Below are 20,349 nucleotides of genomic sequence, written 5' to 3'. Positions count from 1 at the left end.
CATCGAGCTCTCCTTGCCCTGGCCGCTAGGCGGAAATACCGCCGCTGCCAAGCGTGACGTTGATTGTGAATTTGGATCCCGGGGACACCGACTTGGTCGTCCGCCAGTTCCTGCCTGTGGGCTCGCGGATCAGCGCAACGAAGCCCAGCGCCGTGGCATCGGGCTCGACGGTGATGGTTTTGGACGCGGATTTTCCCGGCCCGACGGCGATCTGGTCGGATCCGATAAGATCGCCTGCCAGCGCCGTACCGGCATCGCCCTGCAAGGCGAAATAGTCGGCGGAATTGAATTTGCCGGTGCCGCGCAGCCGCATCACGAGGACAGTCACTGGCCGGTCACCGCCGCCCGGTCCCGGGTTCATGCCGGCCCCGCCGGACACGTTGACGGTGATCACCGAAGGTTTTGGCGGGCCGCTCTGGCAAGCCGCAAGCAGCCCCGTTGCGCCAAGGGCAACGATAAATTCGCGTCGATCGATCATGTTTCACTCCTCCTCATATGCGTCCCGGAAATCAGCGCCGATTTCGCCAAGGAAGCTTTTCTCCGCGCTCTCGGCGATTTCACGATGGCGTTTCTGGTAGAGTTCCCACAGCTTGGCGCCGCGCCCGCCCGAAAGCAGGGTGCCGATCGCCGAATTCGATTTCAGCTCTTCCTCGATCGCCGCCGGGTCAAAGCGGTCGATCATCCGTCGCAAGGCGCCTTGCACGCCGCGCCAGGCGCGCACGTGATGCTGGGCGAGATCGCGAACCGCGTCGGCGATGGCCGCTTCGGCGGCGAGGAATCCGGGGCTGCGCTCGGCGATAAGCGTGACGATGGCGTCGTCGACCGTTGGCAGAAACTTGAGCGGATTGACCTCGGAAGCCCCGACCATGGTCTGGGCGACGCGGGCGTTTCCCTTTTCCTCGGCCCGCTTGCGCAGAAGCTGCATCAGGCCTTCCATCATCAGCCGGTATTCACGGCCGAATTTCTCCATTTCCGCGATGCTGTCGCGTCCGGGGAAATCGGCTTCCTCGACGCCCATGCCGCGCAGGAACGCGGAACGAAGCGCCATGCCTCCCGGCTGGGCCGCCGCCGGCAGGCGAGCGGGCGCGGCAGCGGCGCCCGCGCGCGCCGGAGACGGACCATCTGCCGCTTGCACGGGCAAATCCCAGGGATTGGCGGATCGCTGGACAACGCGCTCGCGCTGTCCGGCCGATCCGGCGCCGTTTGCCGACCCGGTTGCGGCGGCTGGCCCGAAACCAAAATCATCATTGAAATCGGACGGCTTTCCCCGAGCGAGCTGGGATCCGCGTCCGAGGGATGGCAAGGGCTCGAGGCTGAACGGGTCCGTTTGGTTCTCGTGGCCGCCGGGTTCGAGGTAAGGAGCGGCGTCTTTCGACACAGGCGTCGAAACCGGATCGAGGCTGAACGGGTCATCGAAAGCAGGCGAACTGCGCTGGCTGGACGCGGCACGCTCGAACGCGCCCGCAATCGGCTGCTCGAACGGGTTGGGCAGATCGGCCGGACGCGGCCGTCGCGGCTCTTCCTCGACCTTGGCGGAAAAGAAATCATCCCGGCCGATGCTCACCGGCGCCCGCGATGCCGGCGGCAGGCGTTCCGGAATGGGCAGGCTGGCTGCTTGTGCCTGGGCGGTTGGCGTCTGCAAGTCGACATGGACGACGTAGTCGCCCAGTCTCAGCCGCATGCCGTTTTGAAGGCGCGTCGACTTGCCGGGGCCAAGCGGGCTGTCGGAATCGTTTATGAACAGTCCGCTGCTCGACGTGTCGGTGACGAAATAACCGTCCCGCCGCCCGAAATCTTGCAATGAGCCCGGGAAACGAACATGTCGGGATCGTTTATCTGCCAGCCTGCGTCCGCGCTGCGGCCGATCACCAGCTCGCCCTCGTCCAGCCGGGTCTGCCGTACCGTCTGGGTGCGTGGCCCTTGCTCCAGCGTCAGCAGCAGGCTCATGCCGCGCCCTCCGCCATTTCCGGCCGCCATCCGACAATTGTCCGCAGCCGCAGATCGTCAGCATCCCCCCTTTCGGTGGGCCGCGCAAGCCAGGCGGTCCGGCCAAGCTGGACCGTTCCGATACAAGGCGGCGGCACGGCTTCACGCGCCAGCACGATGCGCAGGTCGACGTCGAGCGTTTCCCCAACCATGTCGCGAACCGCCTGCTTGAACAGTTTGAGGCGCGACCCTCCCGGCAGGAATGCCTTGAATTCCTCAAGCCCGAGAGGGCCGATGCGCAGTTCGATCCTGCTTTGGCGGTTGAAAACGCGCGGACCGATGGTCGCTCCCCGGCCGAGCCCCGCATAGGCTTTTGCGAGCCGGGTCTGGAGCCCCGTCGGGATGGTTATCCAGGCGGCGATGAATTCCTTGATTTGAACCGGTACCTTGAACGCTTCGGCCAGGAACAACGTGAGCCTTTCCGGTCCGTCGACCTGGTTGGCGAGCGCCGCGGCCTGGCGAAGCTTGACGGTGTCGAGATCAGGATTTTGGGTGCCGGGAAGCCCGATCCCCGCCATCGCCTCAAGCATGGCGCGAACGCGGCCACCCACCGCGCGCTCGACCTGGACAGCGGGATGCGCATCCGCCCAGGCCCGGTAGTAGAGGGCGATCATGCGGTGCTGAAGGATGTTGACGAAGTCCACGAATGTCGTGTCGCTGGTGTGCTGTGCGTCGGCGCCGGCGAACCAGCGCTGCGACAGGCGGTCGAGTACCCAGCGCGTCAGATGCAGCGGCATTGGGCCCTCGGGGCCCAACAGGCCGAGATTTGCAACCGTGACCCGTGCCGGCGCCTTGTCGTTGGCTTCGCGGAACTGAACCAGGTCCCGCGCGGAAAAGGCGAGCCGCACATGCTGGCCGAGCCTCGCGGGCTCGCGGTCGGGTCGTCCGGAATGGCCGAACAGACCGCTGCGCTGTTCAAGACGGCGCAGCAATTCGAAAAAGTCGAATGCTTCGGACAGACCTTCGGCCCGGTCCGGGCCAGTCTTGTCCAGCTCGGGTGTCTTGTCCGGTTCAGGTGTCTTGTCTAGATCAGGTAGCGATTGCCGGGCGTCATCGGCCATGGCACATCCTCCTGCTTCTGCAATAGCCGCGTGCGAGTTCGCACGAAGCCGTTTATTCCGGCATGACGGGCAAACAGCCGCGCCAGCAAGGCCGAAAGCAGCAAGGTGCTTTGCCCCGCCAGCACCGACTGATCGACATGCAGCGTCACTTCAGTGCCGCGCCCGAAGCACATCGGTCCATCGATCTGCAGCCGCTCGACCACCGACCGCGAGTCTATGCGCACGATCGAATGCACGTTGCGGGCAAGTCCGGGGTCGCCCCGGTCGGCATAGAGATCAAGCAGCGCGTGCAGCGGATCGACGCCGCGGCCTTCCCTGGCAAGGCTGAGAAAGTTGAGCGCCAGCTGCGCGACCAGCCGCCAGGCGAGATCGTCGGCGCGGGATTCACCATCGGCTCCGGCGGGAAGCGCCGCCGGGATGGCTGCCTGTGGCGGACGCAACGCACCAAGCAGCCGAACGGATTCGACCGGGTCACCGGCCTCGAGCGTCAAGGTCGGATTGTCGTCGAGGATCGGCAGGTCGCGATTGGTGCAAAGCGCCATGATGTCGAGACGCTTCAGCGGCCGGTTCGCGGGACTTGCGAGCGGCCGCGATACGGCCAGGAAAACGTCGTCCCCGGTGTATGATGTGCGGGTCAGGCCTTCGCGCCGTTCATCCTCCGTTGCTCGCCTAGGGCGTCGTTCCGTCGAATAGACCCAGCCACTGCCGCGGTTCTGCCCGAGGCTGAACAACTCCGGTATCTCGGCGTCGCTGCCTTCACTGTCGGCATCCTCGACGCGGATCACGCGATAAATCTCGAAGTCGCGCGCCCGTGTGCGGTCGGCGTGGATCACCTGCCGCGTCTTGCGCGCGTCGAGCTCTACGACATTGCACTCACGCTCGAACAGATTGATGATCGGCGTTGCGAAAAGTTCGAAATCCGCCGGCGTCAGGTCGGCGAGTTCGGGCACGGGGCGGCGGAACAGGAAGATGATCTCCAGGCCGGCCTCGCATTTGCGCACCACGGTCTGCAGCCCCTGGACCCGCACATAGTGAAAGCGCTCCGGCATGACGAAGTATTCGCGCAACAGGCGGTACCCTTCGAATGTCGGGCGGGTGCGCGGCATCAAGGCCTCGTCGTCGCTGATGCCGACCATTTCGGGTGCCGGCAAGGGCGACAGCCGGTTGGTCTTGCCTTCCGGCCGTGCGCCAACAGCCACGCAGGCGCCGAAGATCGCGTCGAACAGAAGCGGCGCCTTGGTGCGTCCGGCAAAATAGAGGTCAAGCTGGTCGAGCGCCAATTCGTCGAGTTTGCCTTTTCCCGTCCGCGTCAACCCCAGGCGCAGCGCCGCCGCGCCGCCGGTACCGCCGATCGGTCCTATGCCGGCCGCGGCTAGCGCGCTTCGATCCTGAGAATAGCTGACCGAAGTGATCGCTATCGGCCACAGCGTCATGTCCTGCGCGGTGGAGAAAGTGCAGCGCGTCGACAGTCCGGGTTGCAGGCTGGAGACCAGCCGCGTGTTGCGCTTGACGACGTGGCCGGCGGGCATGGTCTGCACCTGCTGGCCGGGTTTCAGCACGGCCATCGCCGTTGCCGGCGCCGGCGTGACCAGATCGGGATAGAGGACTTCGAGCACGCTGCGCGAAAATCGCGAACGCTCGGCGTCGACTTTCAGCCGGGTGCGCGCGGCGAGGAAGGCGACGCCGTCCAGCAGCCGTTCGACATACGGATCCGGGCAGGGCACCGTATCGAGGGAAAGGTTGCGCGCCACCGCCGGATGCATGTCGGCAAATTCCGCCGCGAGGCCGCGGATATGGGTAAGTTCCTCCTCGTAATATTCGACGAAGACCCGATCCATCTCAGGCGTCCCTAATTTCGGTCCGCGCCAAGCCGTTGTCGAGATTGATCGTGGTGCGCAGGCGCATGCGTTCCGGTGTGGGCGTCATGATCAGCACGGCGTCTATCTCGATCTTCAGGCCCACGGTCTTGTCGCCCAGGGTGACGGTAACCTTCGTCGCGCTTTCCTTGAGGCGGGGCTCGAAGGTGGCGAGCACTAAGCGGATTTCGCGCGCCAGCACGTCGCGGTCAAAGTCGCGGGACGACCGGCCCGAGAAGGAGGGCACGCCGTAATTGACCACGCTTCGACGGACCTCCGGAAAATCGGCGAGCGACGGCGGATTGTCCGCCATTTGCTCGTTTTCCAGGTCGGAAAGCAACGGCGTGGCCTCGAAACGCTCGGTGTTGAACAGAGCCTCGATGTCGCGCCGCACTGCTTCCCTGAGGACGCGCGCCGATACCACCACGCCACGGCTTTCGATCTCGGCGCGGTGCTGGGTCTGGAAGGCCAGGCGATGCAGACGCCGCTTCTGGTCTGGCGTCAGCTCCGCATCGGCGTCGATGGTCCGCGCACTGCCGGCAACGAAGGTGTCGAGGCGGTCCGCGCCAAGCTCGTCCAGCAGGACATGGCGCAGCCCGTCTATCTCCGAGGTCAGGCCCGGCAGGTCGTTGACAAGACGATCCCATAGCGATGGCTGGACGGCCTCGCTTTTTGCCCGCAAGCTGCCGGCTATCTGCTGCTTGCCCGCGCCGGGCCGCCGAACCTCACTTGCCGACATAGACATCCATTTCGGCTTCATCATTGCCGTCATAGACGAACTTGATCTTCTTGTAGGCGAAGCTGACCTCTTCCTGGATCAGGTCTTCCTCGTCCTCGGCCTGCGACATGTCGTATTCCATGATCGAGGCGTCGGTGAGCGTGACGACCAGGTAATCCTTGGTCTCGCCATCGATGGTCCGCCGTGCGGAGAACACCACTTCATCCAGCGCCTTGTTCTCGAACAACGCCTTTGCCAGGTATGGTGAGGACTTGTCGTAATGCTTGATGAACTTGATCATGCCCATCGACACGCGCCCGCGGCGTGAGAGCGAATTCGGGTCATAGGGCGCGACCATCTTGTAGTCGACGCCATGGATTTCGATTTCGTCCGAGTGGCCGTCGCGGGTGCTTGGGCCCTTGATATCGGGAACCTTCAGAAAACCATCAATCTTGACTGGCATTGTCTTTCTCCACCGCTTTCAAACAAAACAAGGTTTGGTTGCTGCAAATCAGGTCTTCACGGACGGCAGTTCCGATACCAGCCGCAGCGAGGCGTTGATGCCTTCCAGCTGGTAATGCGGGCGCAGGTAGAAGCGGGCGTTGTAGTAGCCCGGCCGCCCCTCCACGCTGTCCACCTGGACTTCCGCCGCCGCCAGCGGGCGCTTGGCGCGCGCCTTGTCGTCGGCGAAGGCAGGGTTGGCCAGCACGTAGCGGTTGATCCACTCGGTCAGCCAGATCTGCATGTCGGAGCGTTCCTTGAACGAGCCGACCTTGTCGCGCGCGATCGCCTTGAGGTAGTGCGCGAAGCGCGAGACCGGGAAGAGATAGGGCAGGTTGGCGCTCAGCCGCTCGTTCGACTGGGCATCGGGGTCGACTAGCCGGCCAGCGCGCGTTTCGTCGTCCTGCAGCGAATGGGCGCCGATGAAGGCCGCGAGATCGGTGTTCTTCCGGTGCAGGATCGGCATCAGGCCGAGCTTGGCCAGTTCGGCCTCGCGCCGGTCGTCGATGGCGACTTCGGTCGGACATTTCATCGCGATCGAGCCGTCGTCGGTCGGGAAGCTGTGCACCGGCAGGTTAAGCACTGTGCCGCCATTCTCAACGCCGCGGATCTGCGTGCCCCAGCCGAAAAGCTTGTGGCTGCGGTTGATGTTGACGCCCATCGGGAAGGCGGCGTTCATCCAGACATATTTGTTGTGATCGCCCTGCACCTCTTCCTCGAAGGTGAAGCCCTTCACCGGGACGGTATCGGTGCCATAGGGCAACCTGGCCAGGACGCGCGGCATGGTCAGGCCGATATAGCGTGCGTCCTCGCTCTCACGCAGCGACTGCCACGAGGCATAGGCCGGGTTGGAGACGATCTGCTGCAGGTCTTGCGGATTCGGCAGTTCCTGCCAGCTGTCCATGCGGAACAGGCGGGGCGAGGCGGCGGCGATAAACGGCGTGTGCGCCGAGGCGCAGATGCCGGAAATATTGCGCAGCAAGCCGACATCGCGCGGGTGGTTGGAGAATTCGTAGGCGCCGATCACACAGCCGATCGGCTCGCCGCCCAGCATCGAATACTCGTCCGTGTAGACCTTCTTGAAGATCGGGCTCTGGTCCCACATCTGGCCTTCATAGTCTTCGAGCGTGTCGGCCAGCTGTTCCTTGGAGATGTTCATCACCCGGATCTTCAGCTTCTGGTCGGTCTCGGTGTTGTTGACGAGATACCAGAGGCCTCGCCATGTGCCCTCCATCTCGCGCACTTCCGGCGCGTGCAGGATCTCGTTGACCTGTGTCGTCAGCATCTTGTCGATGCCCGCGATCAGCGACTTGATCGACTTGATCGCATTGGACGAGATGGTCGTGGTGTCGGAACGCGATTGCGCCGCGAGCGCGAGATTGCGCACGAGTTGCTGCAGCTTCTCGCTGTCGTCCTTCTTGACCTTGAAATCCTTCTCGAGGAGCCCGCTGAATTCGTCGAGGTTTATGGCTTCGGCATCAGCGGTGACGGCGGCGGTCTTTTGCTGTTCGGCCATGGTTTACTCCCCTGCCTTGTCGTCGTCGGCCAGTGCCTGGCTGGCGATCTTGCCAAGCAGCGGCTCGTTGTTCAGAAGCTGCGCGATGCGTTTTTCGGCGTCGACGCGGCCGTCCATGAAGCCAAGCAACTCTTCGAGCTGGCGGCGCATCTTCAGGATCTCGGCCAGTTGCGGCACCTGTTCGGCAATTTTGTCGGGGGCGAAATCACCCATCTTGGTGAAGGTGAGATCGAGCGCCAGTTCCTCGTCGCGCTCCTGGCCTTCGGCCTGCGGCAGCGTGTTCTTCACCCGGGCTTTGACGCGCGGCCCGAGCGCTTCCATGAATTTGGGGAAGCGGTTCGCGTCGGTCTCGACGAAGGATCGGTCGAGCACCGATTTCGATGCTTCCCTGGTCTGCGAAGCGCCGGAAAGGTCGGCCATCACGGCCATCACAAACGGCAATTCGATCGTCGTCGGGCTGCCGTAGGTTTCCACGTCGTAGGCGATCTGCACCCGCGGCGCGCGATTTCGTTCGATGACCTTCGCTTTGCTTTCGGCTGGCATGTGCTGTTACCTTTCATCCTTCTGAGCCGTCTTCTTGACATCGGGAACGCCGGCAAGAAGCCGGAATTCCTTCAGCCCAGACGGGGCGAGATCTTCCATCAGTTCAACGAAATCCATGTGCACCATCCGGCGCACGCGCCGCGCCAGATGCGGTATGGGGCTCGACGGTTCGGTGCGGTCATAGAAGGCGACGACCAGGTCCAGGCATTTGACCACGTCGTCGCGAGAGGAGATCCGGTCGGGAAGCCCCGTGCTCGAGTCCGCGTAGCTTGCCGCACTTGTCATAGTCTCGGCTCCATGACCGTTTCGAGCAGGTGTTACCGGTTCAGCCGGCTTGGCCACGCCATTCGCCACGGCGCCGGCTGCCGAATTCCGTTCGAGGGTCGTCAGCAAACGCTGCAGGAACCGTTTTAATTCCGGAACGGGAGCGCCGCCGCCTTCGAGACGGGCGTCCAGCGCCGTTTCGACCGCGTCGAGGGCCGCGATCGCCGCCCGGGCGTCGGCGACGAGCGAGACCATCTCCGCACCGGCCTGATCGATCTGTGCCGCGCATCCGGCGCGCACCCGGTTCAACAATTGCCCGTGTGCGCTGACCAGTGCGGCCTTTTCCGCGGTGTTCAATCCCGACGCGGCTTCCTGGAGCATGACGCGGTCGTCGAGCGCGCTTTGTTCCAGGTCGCGTCCGCTGACCGGCCCGATCGAGCGTGGCGTAAAGAAAATCATTTGCCTCAGGTTCGCCAACAACCCGTCCTGACTGTTCTGGAGGTCGAGCAGCGCGTTGATACGGCGCAAGGCGGCATCGCGAGGCGAAGCGTTGGGCCGCAGTGCCGGATGCATGGTTTCCCAATGCTGGTCGAAGGTCTGCGCAATAAGCGTCAGCCCCTGCGCGAGCCCGGCCAGTCCTTCTTCATTGGCCAGCGCGCGGGTGACGATGACCAGCAGCCGCAGGTCGCGGCCATGCGCACGCAATTCCCCCGCCTTCGCCAGCACGGCGGACCAGTCGACCGGAATGGTGCTTTGCGACGTGGGCTTGTTGTTGCCGTCGTGGACGACTTTGATCTCGGGTTCGGTCAGGCGCTCCAGCTCGTGAAAAGCCGGGTCGTTGCGCAAGTCTTCCCCTGACGGATTTTCACCGTCGAGCGGACTAAGCCAGAGTGCGACATCAATCACACAAACCCCCAGCGACCAGCCTCAAGCCATATGTGACGCAACGTTATCACACGGTTGCACTTTACCACAATTCAACGAGCGCTCAAAAATTAACAGAAGCTAAACGCGATCGCCTCACGAGCGCTGAAATCCACGGCGCGGTTGCCTTGGCAGCATGCGAACCGCGTTGCGGAGGGGCGTCCAGTGCCGTGGCTTTTTGCAGTCAAGGGTGCGGGACTTTCCACAAATGGAAAGGAGCCGGCTAAACCGGGCATCGGGACATCGTCCATGACGCTCTTTGTCAAGTGACGTCTTATGTGGCAGTTTATCAGCTGGCAGACTGCAGGAGCACGTTCGATGGAACAGCGCCGGTCATCGCAGACTTTCAAACGCAAGGAACTGGTCGGCAAGCTCAATCCTGTCGGTGTCCGCGCCTTCAAGGCTGCCGCCGATGCCGCCAAACTGCGCGGTAATCCCTATGTCGAACTGGTCCATTTCATCGAGCAACTGGTGCTTTCCGACCGCTCGGATGTGCAGATGATCATCGCCGATGCGGGCGTGGATGCGAGCCGGCTCACGGCCGACATGACCCGCGCCGTCGACAAGCTGCCTTATGGCGCGACCTCGATCGAGGAATTCTCCGACCACATCTTTCATGCCATCCAGGAGGCCTGGAACCTGGCAACGCTCGAGTTCGGCGTCGAGGAAGTCCGCAGCGCACATATTCTGCTTGCCTGCCTGAGGACGCCGGTGCTGGAAGGCCTGCTGTCGAAGATCAGCGGCGAGTTCGACAAGATCGACGCCGACGCGGTCATTGCGCGGTTCGCCGACGTCGTGGAAGGTTCGCTCGAAGCCGGCGCCTCGACCACGGTCTCCGCCCCTGAAGCGCCGCGGCGGGGGCCAGGCGGGGATTCGGCGCTGGCGAAATACGCCACCGACCTGACCCAGCGCGCCCGCGACGGCAAGATCGACCCGGTCGTCGGCCGCGATCCGGAAATCCGGCAGATCGTCGATATCCTGATGCGGCGCCGGCAGAACAACCCGATCCTGACCGGCGAGGCCGGTGTCGGCAAGACCGCGGTGGTCGAGGGCTTTGCCTTGCGTGTCGCCGCGGACGACGTGCCGCCCACACTGCAAGGCGTCAGCGTGCGCATGCTTGACGTCGGATTGATGCAGGCGGGCGCCAGCGTGAAGGGCGAATTTGAAAAACGGCTGAAGGCGGTCATCGACGAGGTTCAGTCGTCCGAGACGCCGGTCATCCTGTTCATCGACGAGGCGCACACGCTGATCGGCGCCGGCGGCGCGGCTGGAACAGGCGACGCGGCCAATCTCTTGAAGCCGGCGCTGGCGCGCGGTGAACTTCGCACGATCGCGGCGACGACCTGGGCCGAATACAAGCAGCACATCGAGAAAGACCCTGCGCTGACCCGCCGTTTCCAGGTGGTCAAGATCGACGAACCGTCGGAGGCGGTGGCCGTGCTGATGTTGCGCGGTGTGGCCGGCGTTCTGGAGAAGCATCACGAGGTGCAGATACTCGATGAGGCGATCGAGGCGGCGGTCGGCCTGTCGCATCGCTACATCCCGGCGCGGCAACTGCCGGACAAGGCGGTGAGCCTGCTCGATACCGCTTGTGCCCGTGTCGCCATATCGCAGCACGCGACGCCGGCCGAGGTCGAGGACATCATTCGCCGCCGCCAGGCGCTGGAGGTCGAGCGCGGCATCATCGGTCGCGAGGCTGCGATCGGCATCGAGGTGGCGGAGCGGCAGGCGCGGGTTGAAGCCGGGTTAGCCGAAACCGAGACCACGCTGGCTGCCGCCGAGGGGCGCTGGGAGCGTGAAAAGGCGCTGGTCGCCGAGATACTCGAATTGCGCGCGCGGCTGCGCGGTGAGGGCGTGCCGCTCGATGCGGAGGCGACCGCTGAGGCTGACACTGAAACGGCAGTGACGGACGCGGAAAAGACCAAGGTGCCCAAGACTGAGCCGCCCAAGACGGAAACGGCGAAGGCGGAAACGACGAAGACCAAGGCGGCCAAAGCCAGGGCCGAGGCGCCGGCGGCTGCCGATCCGGCGCCGTCGGATCCGGCGGCCGACCTTGCTCGGTTGCGCGAGCTGATGGCCGAACTGGCCACGGCGCAAGGCGAGACACCGCTGATCCTGCCCTCGGTTGACCGCAATGCCGTGGCCGCCGTGGTCCAGGACTGGACGGGAATCCCGACTGGACGGATGTTGTCGAGCCAGACCGAAAAGGCGCTCAAGCTCGCCACCACGCTCTCGGAGCGGGTCGTCGGCCAGGATCACGCCATGGAGATGATCGCCAGGCGCGTACAGACCAGCCGCGCCGGGCTCGGTGCACCGGAAAAGCCGGTCGGCGTGTTCCTGCTCTGCGGCCCCTCGGGCGTCGGCAAGACTGAAACCGCGCTGGCGCTGGCCGAAACCCTCTATGGCGGCGAACAGAACCTGATCTCGATCAACATGTCCGAGTTCCAGGAGGCGCATACGGTGTCCACCTTGAAAGGTGCGCCGCCCGGCTATGTCGGTTACGGCAAGGGCGGCATCCTGACCGAGGCCGTGCGCAGAAAACCCTATTCGGTGATCCTGCTCGACGAGGTCGAGAAGGCGCATCCCGACGTCCACGAGATATTCTTCCAGGTTTTCGACAAGGGCATGATGGACGACAGCGAGGGGCGACGGATCGATTTCAAGAACACGCTGATCCTGCTTACCTCCAATGTCGGCTCGGAGGTCATCATGGAGCGGACCGGGAACGGCACTATACGGGCCGGACTTGACGATCTGGACATCGCCTTGCGCAGCCCGCTGCTGAAGGTCTTCCCGGCTGCCTTCCTCGGCCGGGTGGTGACCATTCCCTATTACCCGCTCTCGGACGGGATGATCGAAGCCATCACCCGTCACCAGTTTGCCAAGATCGCTCGCCGGCTGCGCACGACCAACGATGCGGAACTGGTAATCGGCGACGGTGTCATGGATCTGGTCAAGGCCCGCTGCACCGAGATCGAATCCGGCGGACGGATGATCGATGCCATCCTGACCAACACGCTGCTGCCGGAACTGAGCCGGGGCGTGCTCGACCGGTCGCTCGCGGGCGAGAAAATGTCAAAGGTCACCGTTGGCGCCTCTAAGGAAGGTTTCACCTATTCCTTCGAGTAGCTCGGGCGAATGCCGGTCAAGCAAGGATTGCCATGGTGGCGCAGCCGCTTCGAGTATAGCGTATCCGCGGCGATCATACTCCCAGAACGTGCTGGATTCTATCGAGAATCGGATTGATCAGGCGCTGCTGGCCGATGGACCATCTCTTGATGGCCAGTGATGCCTCCGAGGCGGCGGAACATGGTTCACGCTGGTTTCACGCCAACGTTGCGATACCGGGGCGTCAAACGCGAGCTTTGCAGGAGCAAGCAATGCCGGATCCGAAGACGTACCTGTTCGATTTGCCGGCCGCGGGCAGGCCGGCACCATTTGCGATCCCGGAGGTGCTCTATCCCGGCGTCCAAGATTACTGGGCGGGCTCGACGTCCTTGCGGCGTTTCGATCCGATCCTCGGCATCGAGGCGGTTGTCATTCATGCGACTGCCGGCGGCAGCTCGGCCGGGGCGATGTCGGTGATGCAGGCCGGCACCGCCAGTTTTCACTGGCTGGTTCCCGATGAGAACGAAAGCCAGCACGGAAACATTGTCTGGGCGTGTGCGCCGGAATCGCGGGCGGCCTGGCATGTAGGAAACGACAAGAGCCATCCGCGGGTCAATGGCGGCGCCAAGCGCGTCAATCACTGGAGCCTTGGCATTGAAGTCGTCAACAGCCAGGTCGCGGCCCCATTCTCGAGCTGGCAGGTCGAAGTGACGGCGAGGATTGTGCGCTATTGCTGGGCGAAATACCCGAACCTCAAGACCATCGTTTCGCATGCCGCGCTCGATCCGGCCCGCCGGCCCGATCCAGGCATGAGCTTCGACTGGAACCGTTTTCGCCAGCTCGTCATATCGCCTCCCGGCACGGAATCCGTGTCGTCGATGATTGGCGGCGTGACCCCGATGGGCAAACTTGCGCCAACTGATGTCCGGACCTGTTGCACCGGGTGATCGGCAGGCTTCAACCATGCATCTCAAGTCGGCCGGGGGGTCGGCGGCGGGACGGATTTTGGGCCTCCCAACATAATCCGTCCCGCCCTCGGACTGGGCCGTTCGGCCGGGGGCGCAAGATATGGCCGGCTGGCATCGCCGAGCGCGTGCGAATGGAATAGTCTTTGACGAAAAGAGGTGGTGATGAGACACGGCGAGTATGCGGCATATGAAACCCTGGTAAATCACCGCCGCGCGCTCAACGCGATGGCGAGGACTGCTGGAGGTCAAACCGTCGAAGCGGCAGGTGCGGACGCGGGCGACGCTCTTCGGCGCCGGCTCCTGTTTCCCGATCTCGCCGAAAAGCCGATAAGCCTCATGCCGGCTGGAGAAGATGGCTCCATGACGGAGAGAACCCAGGCGGCGCTCACCGACATCTCGAACTCCATGCTCGGTCCCATCGATTCCCCCGACCTCAGCGACAATCCCGCTGCCTATACCTATTTCGGCCAGTTCGCTTTTCACGACATCGTCTTTAGCCGCATATTTGGCATGCCGGGCGATCATGCCGGGCGCACCTTGAGGAACGCCGTCTCGGGCAGTCTCGATCTGTCGGGCCTTTATGGACGAGGCCTGGTTGTGGACTCGCATCTCTATGACTCCGCATCGGAAAGCGACACCACCCTGTGTCGATTCCCGATCGGCCTGCCCGGGGTCAGCGACAAGCAGGTCAAACTTCCCGTCGATGGTGCGGTCGAAAGGGCGCGAGACGTCCCGCGCGTCGACGCCTCCAGCGGTTTTCTGAGCGTGTGCGGACGAAAGGCGCCTTACCGTCCGCTGATCGGCGACCCCAGGAACGACGACAATCTCATTCTCTCGCAGCTGCAATGCTCGTTGATGCTGGTGCACAACCGTCTCGTCGATTTGCTGATGGCGCGACGCGCTGTACCGCCGCAGACCGCCTTCGACCAAGCGCGGCTTTACCTGACCGGTGTCTATCGCCGCGTCGTCGTCGACGACTATCTCAGGCGAATTCTGGCCCCGGCGGTCTGGGCGCACTTCTTCGATGGCGAGGAGTTTCGCGGACCCGGCGTCGCATCGCTGAGGCCGCTGGCGGACTTGCCGATCGAATTCACATTTGGCGCCTCGCGGTTTGCGCATTCGATGGTCCGCGACCGCTATGCCCTCAACAAGGCATTCGAAGAGGAAGCCGGCACCTTGCGCGAGATCCTGGCATTTTCGAGCCAGCGCCCGAATGGTGACGTTCCGGTCCGCGTGAATTGGGCCGTCGACTGGAGCCGTTTCATCGAGTCGGACGATGCGAAGGCGCTGAAGGCACGCCGTATCAGCCCGTTTCTCAACTACGAGATGGCGGTGGTTCAGCACGCCGCCGACTTCGACGGGGCCCCTCGGTCCATCGCCTTCATGGATTGCTGGCGCTGTTACGATCTAGGCATCGCATCAGGCCAGACGATTGCCGGCGCCGTCGCTGCTGCGCTTTCCGCGGATGTGCCTGTACTTTCCGGCGCTGCCATGCTGCCCACGCAAAGCTGCAGGAAGCGTTACAGCTTCCAGGCTGGCGCGCTTGAGAAGACGCTGCTGGCCCATCCGCAGTTCCTGACCGAGACCCCTCTGTCCTATTACATCATGCAGGAAGCCGCCGTGCTCGGCGATGACGGCAACCGGCTGGGACCGACCGGCTCGTTCATCGTCGCGGCCACCGTCGCCGCCGCACTGTTCAATGCCGGAGACAGCGAAATCCAGATGCCGCTGTCCCTGTCATCGGCCGAACCCGGCAATCTGGCGGGGCTCTTGGGGTTGGCCGACGACAGGCTGGTTTCAGACGACCAGCTCTACGAATACTTCCAGCGGTACGCTAACCTGGACATGCCGGGGCGGGCCTATCGAAGAACCGGCAACGTCGCAACCTGAAGAAATGGAGAGGGGTCATGGCCAAATTCGAGAATGTGCAGTTCGAAGCGTTGGGAGCCTTTATTCGAGAAGCCATAAAGGATCCCGCCACCATGGAGATATTCAGGAAAGGCACGCAGGACGAGAAGAAAGACCTGCTCAGAGGGTTCATGAACCCGCGCGGCAAGACCTGGGACGAGATCGAGATCATCGCGCATTTCGATGAAGAAAACGTCGTCAACATTGCCTTTCCTTTCACCGGGGACGTCGAGGAGACCGTGCGGACGATCGCGCCCGAGGTCGGCCCCGGAGAGGATTATCCTTTCCCGGCCCACTACAAATTCGATCCCAATGCAGGCGCGACGGTCGAGGAGAAGAAGGCAAACCGGCTCCGGGGCTACCGTTGCCGGCTTGGCGATTATGTCATGTCGCGCTGCAGATAGGATGCGCCGGGCTTCGGCCGCGTCATGCCAGCCGTGAGGCGCGGTCGATGCCTTCGCTCAGTCTCGCGCGGTCGGCATCCAGGCGGATCGGGAAGACGTTCTTGAACCAGTCGATCGCGCTTCGCCGGGTCGGGCGCTCGCCATTGTGCCATGCGGTCGTGATACCCTTCAGAAATATTCTGAAGTCGGTGGCGGCTTTCGCGTCATCGCCCATGAAGGCATGCGCGGCAGCCGACCAGCCTCGGATATCGGGAAACAGGCCGTCGCTTTTTTCGACAGCCTCGACGCAGCCCTGCAGGTCGCCCGCCAGGAATGCAACGGTCGCATGGTAACCGTGGTAGTGCGGCTCATGCAGCGGGTTGAGCTCGAACGACCGTCGCGACAGGTCGACCGCCCGCTGATGGTTTCCGATGAACGCGCTGAAAAGCGAATAGGCGATAAGGGTCGCCGGATTGGCGGCGTTGAGGTCGTGCGCCAGTCCGAAATGAAATTCCGCCAGTTCCCAGCGCCGCGCCAGGAGGTGGCTCCAAGCCAGGTTGACCTGGTTGCGATGATCGAGAGGATCGATCGCGACCGCCTTCTTGGCGAGGTCGAATGCGCGGTCGAGGTCGGCGCTCTCGACCGGATAGCCGGGCAGCACGATCCACCGCGAATTCAGGATCACAGCCAGGCTCGAATAGGCGCAGGCCAGGCTAGGGTCCTGGCGAATGGCTTCTTCGTAACGCGCGATCGCGATGGCGTCGGTGTCTTTGCGCCACAACGTCGAAAGCCGCTGTCCGTCGAGCCAATTGTCATAGGCCGAGATGTAGTTTGGCGACTGTTCGTCGATGCGATGGAGGCGCGTGGTGGAAATCACCAACTGGAGGCGTGAAGCAACCCGCGCGCAGATTTCATTGAAGACGGGTCTCCATGCCGCCGGTTCTCGAGGCGCGGTGGTGGAGAACTGCAAGACGCCCGTTGCGATCGTGCGGCATGAAATATCGAAATGCGGTTCGTCCTCGCCGTCGGACGCGGTTATGACCACGGCAAGGTCAGCGGTTTCCCCCACGGCGGCACGAAGCGTCTCGACAGACCCTGATCGTATCGTGTCGCGATCAAGCTCGGTGTGGATTGCGGTCCAATGCCTGAACCGCGAGAGGGTGGCGGAAAGTTCACTGACCAGGGCGAACTGAATGTGCGCGTCGGTGCTCCTGTGTTTTTCCGTGACGAGCACGATCGTCGGCCTTTCGACAAGCTGGCGCGGCGCGGCAGGGTCGAGGGCGACTTGCGGCTGCGCATCCGTCGCATCCACGGCCGCTGTCTTGAACCGCTCCAGTTGCTGAATGATTTCGCGTGGCGGTGCGAGATCGAGTTCCGATCTCAGATCGCTGACATAGCGTTCGAAGAAAACGCGGGCCCTGGCATAGCCGCCTTCCCGATGCAGCGCGCCCAACATGGTGATGACCGCCGATTCATGGAAAGGGTCGAGGCGCAAGATGCAGCCGGCGATCGCCTTGCGTTCCGCCAGGGTCGATTTTGCCTCGTTGAGCGATTTCGACAGTTGATGGGTCAGACCATCCGACCACTGGGTCGAAATCATCCCGATCCAGTTGTCGAATACCGGATCGCAATCCTGAAGCCCGATGCAAAGTGATCTGTCGCTTCGCGCCAGGATGCCGTCGACAGCCGGGAAATCCCGATCCCTGAGCGCATGGCGCAGAGCGGCGAGATCCGTGCGCAGGACATTGGGATCGATCCCGACGGAGAGCTTGTCGAGGACCAGAAACGGCACCCCCGTCGTGAGTTCGATCTGCTTCAGATCGCGAATGGATTGCCTCAGCGAGGCGCGTGCGTGTTCTTCATCGCTGTCGCTCCACAGCAGCGCGGACAAACGTCCGCGTGTTTCGCGCGTCTGTTCGGACAAAATGAGATAGGCCAGGATCGCGCAGGCCTTGCGTTTGTCGAGAGCATAAACCTTATCGAGGCTGCGTATCTCGAAATTGCCGACGAGTTTGATCTCGAGGCTTTTCCTGGAAGAGCCCCTTTCTCTCTGCCTGTGGATCATGGTTACTGACATGATCGACCCAAACGCCCTTTGGTCATTTAATACCAGAACCGGACTGACGTTAAGCGAAGATCGAAGAATGCGGTTAGAAAAAAGTCATTGGGAAGTGCTTTGCGCACAGCCGCATTCCGCAGTCGACTCTTCGAACACGGTGCTGGACAAGGTGCCCGATACAATAAGGCGGGATCTTCGGCTCGCGGGATTGGAGCTCCGGCCGGAAACGGATGTCGAGGCTTCCGATCGCCTGCGTCTGTACAGCTTCGCCGCCCTTCACGGCCTGATTGTCGATCTGTTCGAGATACCGGGCGGTATTCTGGCCGCGGCGAATCTCGGTCTGCCGTGGAGCGGCGGTATCCGCCAAGTGACTGTAAGCGGAAAGGGATACAGCCGGTCACAGGCCTTGTTGGGATGCCTTGGCGAAGCCGTGGAAATCAGCAGTTGGATGTATCAGGCCTTGGACGAGTGCACGCTTGTAGCGGCCGGCCAGGCCAGCGATATCATCCCGGCCGAAGCGGTACTGGGTTTTTCCAGGCGCCAGATACAGCAGCGCCGCCGTCTCAACCGCATGTGGGATGGCTGGGATGCGATTCCCCCGCCCCGGCAACTGCACGATCCCGATCGGCTGGCCCGCGTGCGCGACTTCGCGGGCTCGCGCACCGCGATGTGCCCCGCATTTCTTTGCTTCGGTGGCTTTGGCGACGCCGTCCATGGAGACAACAGCCTGAACGCCGATTCCAATGGCTGCGCCGCCGGAAGCACCATCGACGCCGCTATGTCGCGCGCCGTGCTCGAGCTCGTTGAGCGCGATGCAACCGGCATATGGTGGTGGCGAGGCTGCCGGCGTCGGCGCTTTGCTCCCACCGGGCACGATGCTTCCCTGGCAGCGGCCTTGACGGAGCACGCCATCGAAACCGGGCGGCGTGTCTGGTTCCTCGACATTTCAACCTTTCACAGCGCGCATGTGGCAGCCGCGATATCGTGCGACGGGGACGGCCGGCGCCTGGCGGTCGGATTTGCGGCGGCCTTCGATTTGCAGGCGGCGGCCAAGGCCGCGTTCCTCGAGATGATCCAGACCGAGCTCGCGTTCGATGCCCATGAGATGCGGGTCGCAACAAACGGCAATGCGCCGATGTCTGCCGCGGACCGTCGCGTCGCGGCCTGGCTAGAGCACGCAAACCTCGACACAATGGGCTTTTTGAGCGGCTCCGATCCCGGCTCGGCAACGCAGACAGGCCAAGCCGGGATGCTGTCGCGCCTGATGGAAGAGATAAGCAGCGCAAGCGGCGGCAATGTATGGTTCGCGGACTTGCAGCGGCCCTCATTCGAGGTCCCCGTGGTCAAGGCGATCTGCGTCGGTCTCGCGCATTTCAAGCCGCGGTCAGGGTGTAAACGGCTCTGGATGTTACCTCAACAACGAGGTTGGCAGGCAACTTACGGCCGCCGCGATTTTGAGCGGCTGATGCCCCTCCTCGTCTGAGGGTTTGGGCTCCGCCTGAGGTTGATTTCACGCTGAGTTCACGGTGCTCCTCCCAAATTGCCGCGACGGTTAGGGGAGGGGTGCGGCGATGAAGAACCGATACAGTTCGACCGACGTCAAATCTGGCGCGACGACAAGGGAGCCGGAAACCGCGGCGGCTCGCAGGATTGGCGAGAGGCGTTGCGCGGACGCGGTGGGCACCCGGTCACCCGCCGCGGGTTGGCGCAAGGCCCTTGCGTACGTTCTTCCGGTTCTCATCATATCGACCCAGCAGGCAGTCGCGCAGGGCAACGACATTCCGAATGCCTCCAACATCCTCACCGAATTGATGAAGGTGTTTCTGATCGCCGCGGTGTTCGAGCAGGCGTTCGCCGCAATCTTCAACTGGCGGCTCTATCAGGAGTTTTTTTCGGCGCGCGCGGTGAAGACGTTGGTGATGCTGGTTATCGCGGCTCTGTTCGTCGGCCTCTCCGGATACGATCCCGTCAGCAAGATCATCGGCTTTGCCAACGGTATCCAGCAGGTGCCGGCGACCATGCCGACAACGGTGCTGACCACCGTCCTGTCGGCGTTGATCATCGCAGGCGGAAGCGCCGGCGTGAACACCTTGCTGGTCAACCTTGGCTTGCGCACGCCCTCCGCCGCCGCCGAACCGCCCAAGCCGCAAACCGGTTCGGCGTGGTTTTCGGTGCGGGTGGTCGCCTCGAGAAGCGCCCCGCGGGCCGACTATGTCGTCGGCCTGACCTTGGCTGACCAATCAGTGGCCGGGGATCCCGTGCTTGGCGTGCTGGCCAGGCGCAGTGTGGGGGAGAGATTGAGGCGGGTCTTTTCACGCGATCCGATGCGTTACCCGTCGAGCGGCGGCTACACCGTACCAACGGGCAAGCCCTACGCGATCACGCTGTCGCAAGTCGTGCAGGATCCTCCGCCGACAAAGGGCGAAAAAGTCATCAAGACCACGCTCAAGCCGATCTGGAGCTGGACCGGGTCGTTTGCCGACAGGGCGATAGCGGACTTCGAAATCACGCTCGAGCGGAATGCCGGCGTCGACTTGAGCGCGGGAGGATAACG

General features: G+C 63.2%; 15 protein-coding genes and 1 pseudogene. 6 read left to right on the top strand and 10 right to left on the bottom strand.

Going from position 1 to position 20,349, the window contains the following annotated elements:
* Positions 1–25 precede the first annotated feature (25 nt).
* The 9 genes and pseudogenes from tssJ to tssA form a co-directional block, all read right to left on the bottom strand.
* Positions 26–478, bottom strand: a complete 453-nt coding sequence (tssJ, locus tag EB230_RS27835) for a type VI secretion system lipoprotein TssJ (protein WP_056564974.1) — start codon at positions 476–478, stop codon at positions 26–28.
* Positions 479–481: 3 nt separating this feature from the next.
* Positions 482–1,947, bottom strand: a pseudogene (gene tagH, locus EB230_RS27830) (type VI secretion system-associated FHA domain protein TagH).
* Positions 1,944–3,047 carry a type VI secretion system baseplate subunit TssG gene (gene tssG / locus EB230_RS27825; protein ID WP_056564972.1) on the bottom strand — a complete coding sequence of 368 codons (1,104 nt, stop codon included), beginning with the start codon at positions 3,045–3,047 and terminating at the stop codon, positions 1,944–1,946. The pseudogene tagH and the gene tssG overlap by 4 nt, the downstream one beginning before the upstream one ends.
* Complete coding sequence (gene tssF, locus EB230_RS27820) at positions 3,011–4,885, bottom strand: type VI secretion system baseplate subunit TssF (protein WP_172374320.1); 1,875 nt, start codon at positions 4,883–4,885, stop codon at positions 3,011–3,013. The genes tssG and tssF overlap by 37 nt, the downstream gene beginning before the upstream one ends.
* Position 4,886: 1 nt before the next feature.
* Positions 4,887–5,642: a type VI secretion system baseplate subunit TssE gene (gene tssE / locus EB230_RS27815; protein ID WP_172375183.1), complete on the bottom strand. Its 756-nt coding sequence runs from the start codon at positions 5,640–5,642 to the stop codon at positions 4,887–4,889.
* Positions 5,629–6,084 carry an Hcp family type VI secretion system effector gene (locus EB230_RS27810; protein WP_056564966.1) on the bottom strand — a complete coding sequence of 152 codons (456 nt, stop codon included), beginning with the start codon at positions 6,082–6,084 and terminating at the stop codon, positions 5,629–5,631. The genes tssE and EB230_RS27810 overlap by 14 nt, the downstream gene beginning before the upstream one ends.
* 48 nt (positions 6,085–6,132) lie before the next feature.
* Complete coding sequence (gene tssC, locus EB230_RS27805; protein ID WP_056564964.1) at positions 6,133–7,638, bottom strand: type VI secretion system contractile sheath large subunit; 1,506 nt, start codon at positions 7,636–7,638, stop codon at positions 6,133–6,135.
* Positions 7,639–7,641: 3 nt separating this feature from the next.
* Complete coding sequence (gene tssB / locus EB230_RS27800; RefSeq protein WP_056564962.1) at positions 7,642–8,181, bottom strand: type VI secretion system contractile sheath small subunit; 540 nt, start codon at positions 8,179–8,181, stop codon at positions 7,642–7,644.
* A 6-nt stretch (positions 8,182–8,187) separates the two neighbouring features.
* A complete protein-coding gene (tssA, locus tag EB230_RS27795; protein ID WP_056564960.1) occupies positions 8,188–9,351 on the bottom strand; it encodes a type VI secretion system protein TssA in 1,164 nt (387 codons plus the stop codon).
* Between the two features lie 336 nt (positions 9,352–9,687).
* Between tssA and tssH the strand changes: the two genes are divergently transcribed.
* The 4 genes from tssH (at position 9,688) to EB230_RS27775 (ending at position 15,757) form a co-directional block, all read left to right on the top strand.
* Positions 9,688–12,498 carry a type VI secretion system ATPase TssH gene (tssH, locus tag EB230_RS27790; protein WP_056564958.1) on the top strand — a complete coding sequence of 937 codons (2,811 nt, stop codon included), beginning with the start codon at positions 9,688–9,690 and terminating at the stop codon, positions 12,496–12,498.
* Between the two features lie 251 nt (positions 12,499–12,749).
* On the top strand, positions 12,750–13,424 hold the full coding sequence (locus EB230_RS27785; RefSeq protein ID WP_056564955.1) for an N-acetylmuramoyl-L-alanine amidase: 675 nt from the start codon (positions 12,750–12,752) through the stop codon (positions 13,422–13,424).
* Positions 13,425–13,805: 381 nt separating this feature from the next.
* Positions 13,806–15,335, top strand: coding sequence for a peroxidase family protein (locus EB230_RS27780; RefSeq protein ID WP_162258873.1), 1,530 nt, complete (start codon positions 13,806–13,808; stop codon positions 15,333–15,335).
* A 17-nt stretch (positions 15,336–15,352) separates the two neighbouring features.
* On the top strand, positions 15,353–15,757 hold the full coding sequence (locus tag EB230_RS27775; protein WP_056564951.1) for a hypothetical protein: 405 nt from the start codon (positions 15,353–15,355) through the stop codon (positions 15,755–15,757).
* 22 nt (positions 15,758–15,779) lie between these two features.
* On the opposite strand, the gene EB230_RS27770 is transcribed toward EB230_RS27775, so the two are convergent.
* A complete protein-coding gene (locus EB230_RS27770; protein WP_172374319.1) occupies positions 15,780–17,813 on the bottom strand; it encodes a hypothetical protein in 2,034 nt (677 codons plus the stop codon).
* Between EB230_RS27770 and EB230_RS27765 the strand changes: the two genes are divergently transcribed.
* Both EB230_RS27765 and EB230_RS27760 read left to right on the top strand, forming a co-directional pair.
* Positions 17,812–19,278 carry a YcaO-like family protein gene (locus tag EB230_RS27765; protein ID WP_162258871.1) on the top strand — a complete coding sequence of 489 codons (1,467 nt, stop codon included), beginning with the start codon at positions 17,812–17,814 and terminating at the stop codon, positions 19,276–19,278. The two genes, EB230_RS27770 and EB230_RS27765, sit on opposite strands and share 2 nt — an antisense overlap.
* Before the next feature lie 88 nt (positions 19,279–19,366).
* On the top strand, positions 19,367–20,347 hold the full coding sequence (locus tag EB230_RS27760) for a hypothetical protein (RefSeq protein WP_172374318.1): 981 nt from the start codon (positions 19,367–19,369) through the stop codon (positions 20,345–20,347).
* Positions 20,348–20,349 lie beyond the last annotated feature (2 nt).

Source organism: Mesorhizobium sp. NZP2234, from assembly GCF_013170765.1.
In the GTDB taxonomy this organism is placed as follows: Bacteria; Pseudomonadota; Alphaproteobacteria; order Rhizobiales; family Rhizobiaceae; genus Mesorhizobium; species Mesorhizobium loti_D.
Note: the sequence above shows the minus strand (reverse complement) of the source record. Positions and strands in the feature narration are given on the sequence as shown.

What these genes read in the sequence shown, in the direction of transcription:
- tssJ (WP_056564974.1), bottom strand. Translation starts at nt 478, where the DNA reads ATGATCGATCGACGCGAATTTATCGTTGCCCTTGGCGCAACGGGGCTG.
- tssG (WP_056564972.1), bottom strand. Translation starts at nt 3,047, where the DNA reads ATGGCCGATGACGCCCGGCAATCGCTACCTGATCTAGACAAGACACCT.
- tssF (WP_172374320.1), bottom strand. Translation starts at nt 4,885, where the DNA reads ATGGATCGGGTCTTCGTCGAATATTACGAGGAGGAACTTACCCATATC.
- tssE (WP_172375183.1), bottom strand. Translation starts at nt 5,642, where the DNA reads ATGTCGGCAAGTGAGGTTCGGCGGCCCGGCGCGGGCAAGCAGCAGATA.
- EB230_RS27810 (WP_056564966.1), bottom strand. Translation starts at nt 6,084, where the DNA reads ATGCCAGTCAAGATTGATGGTTTTCTGAAGGTTCCCGATATCAAGGGC.
- tssC (WP_056564964.1), bottom strand. Translation starts at nt 7,638, where the DNA reads ATGGCCGAACAGCAAAAGACCGCCGCCGTCACCGCTGATGCCGAAGCC.
- tssB (WP_056564962.1), bottom strand. Translation starts at nt 8,181, where the DNA reads ATGCCAGCCGAAAGCAAAGCGAAGGTCATCGAACGAAATCGCGCGCCG.
- tssH (WP_056564958.1), top strand. Translation starts at nt 9,688, where the DNA reads ATGGAACAGCGCCGGTCATCGCAGACTTTCAAACGCAAGGAACTGGTC.
- EB230_RS27785 (WP_056564955.1), top strand. Translation starts at nt 12,750, where the DNA reads ATGCCGGATCCGAAGACGTACCTGTTCGATTTGCCGGCCGCGGGCAGG.
- EB230_RS27780 (WP_162258873.1), top strand. Translation starts at nt 13,806, where the DNA reads ATGACGGAGAGAACCCAGGCGGCGCTCACCGACATCTCGAACTCCATG.
- EB230_RS27775 (WP_056564951.1), top strand. Translation starts at nt 15,353, where the DNA reads ATGGCCAAATTCGAGAATGTGCAGTTCGAAGCGTTGGGAGCCTTTATT.
- EB230_RS27765 (WP_162258871.1), top strand. Translation starts at nt 17,812, where the DNA reads ATGATCGACCCAAACGCCCTTTGGTCATTTAATACCAGAACCGGACTG.
- EB230_RS27770 (WP_172374319.1), bottom strand. Translation starts at nt 17,813, where the DNA reads ATGTCAGTAACCATGATCCACAGGCAGAGAGAAAGGGGCTCTTCCAGG.
- EB230_RS27760 (WP_172374318.1), top strand. Translation starts at nt 19,367, where the DNA reads ATGAAGAACCGATACAGTTCGACCGACGTCAAATCTGGCGCGACGACA.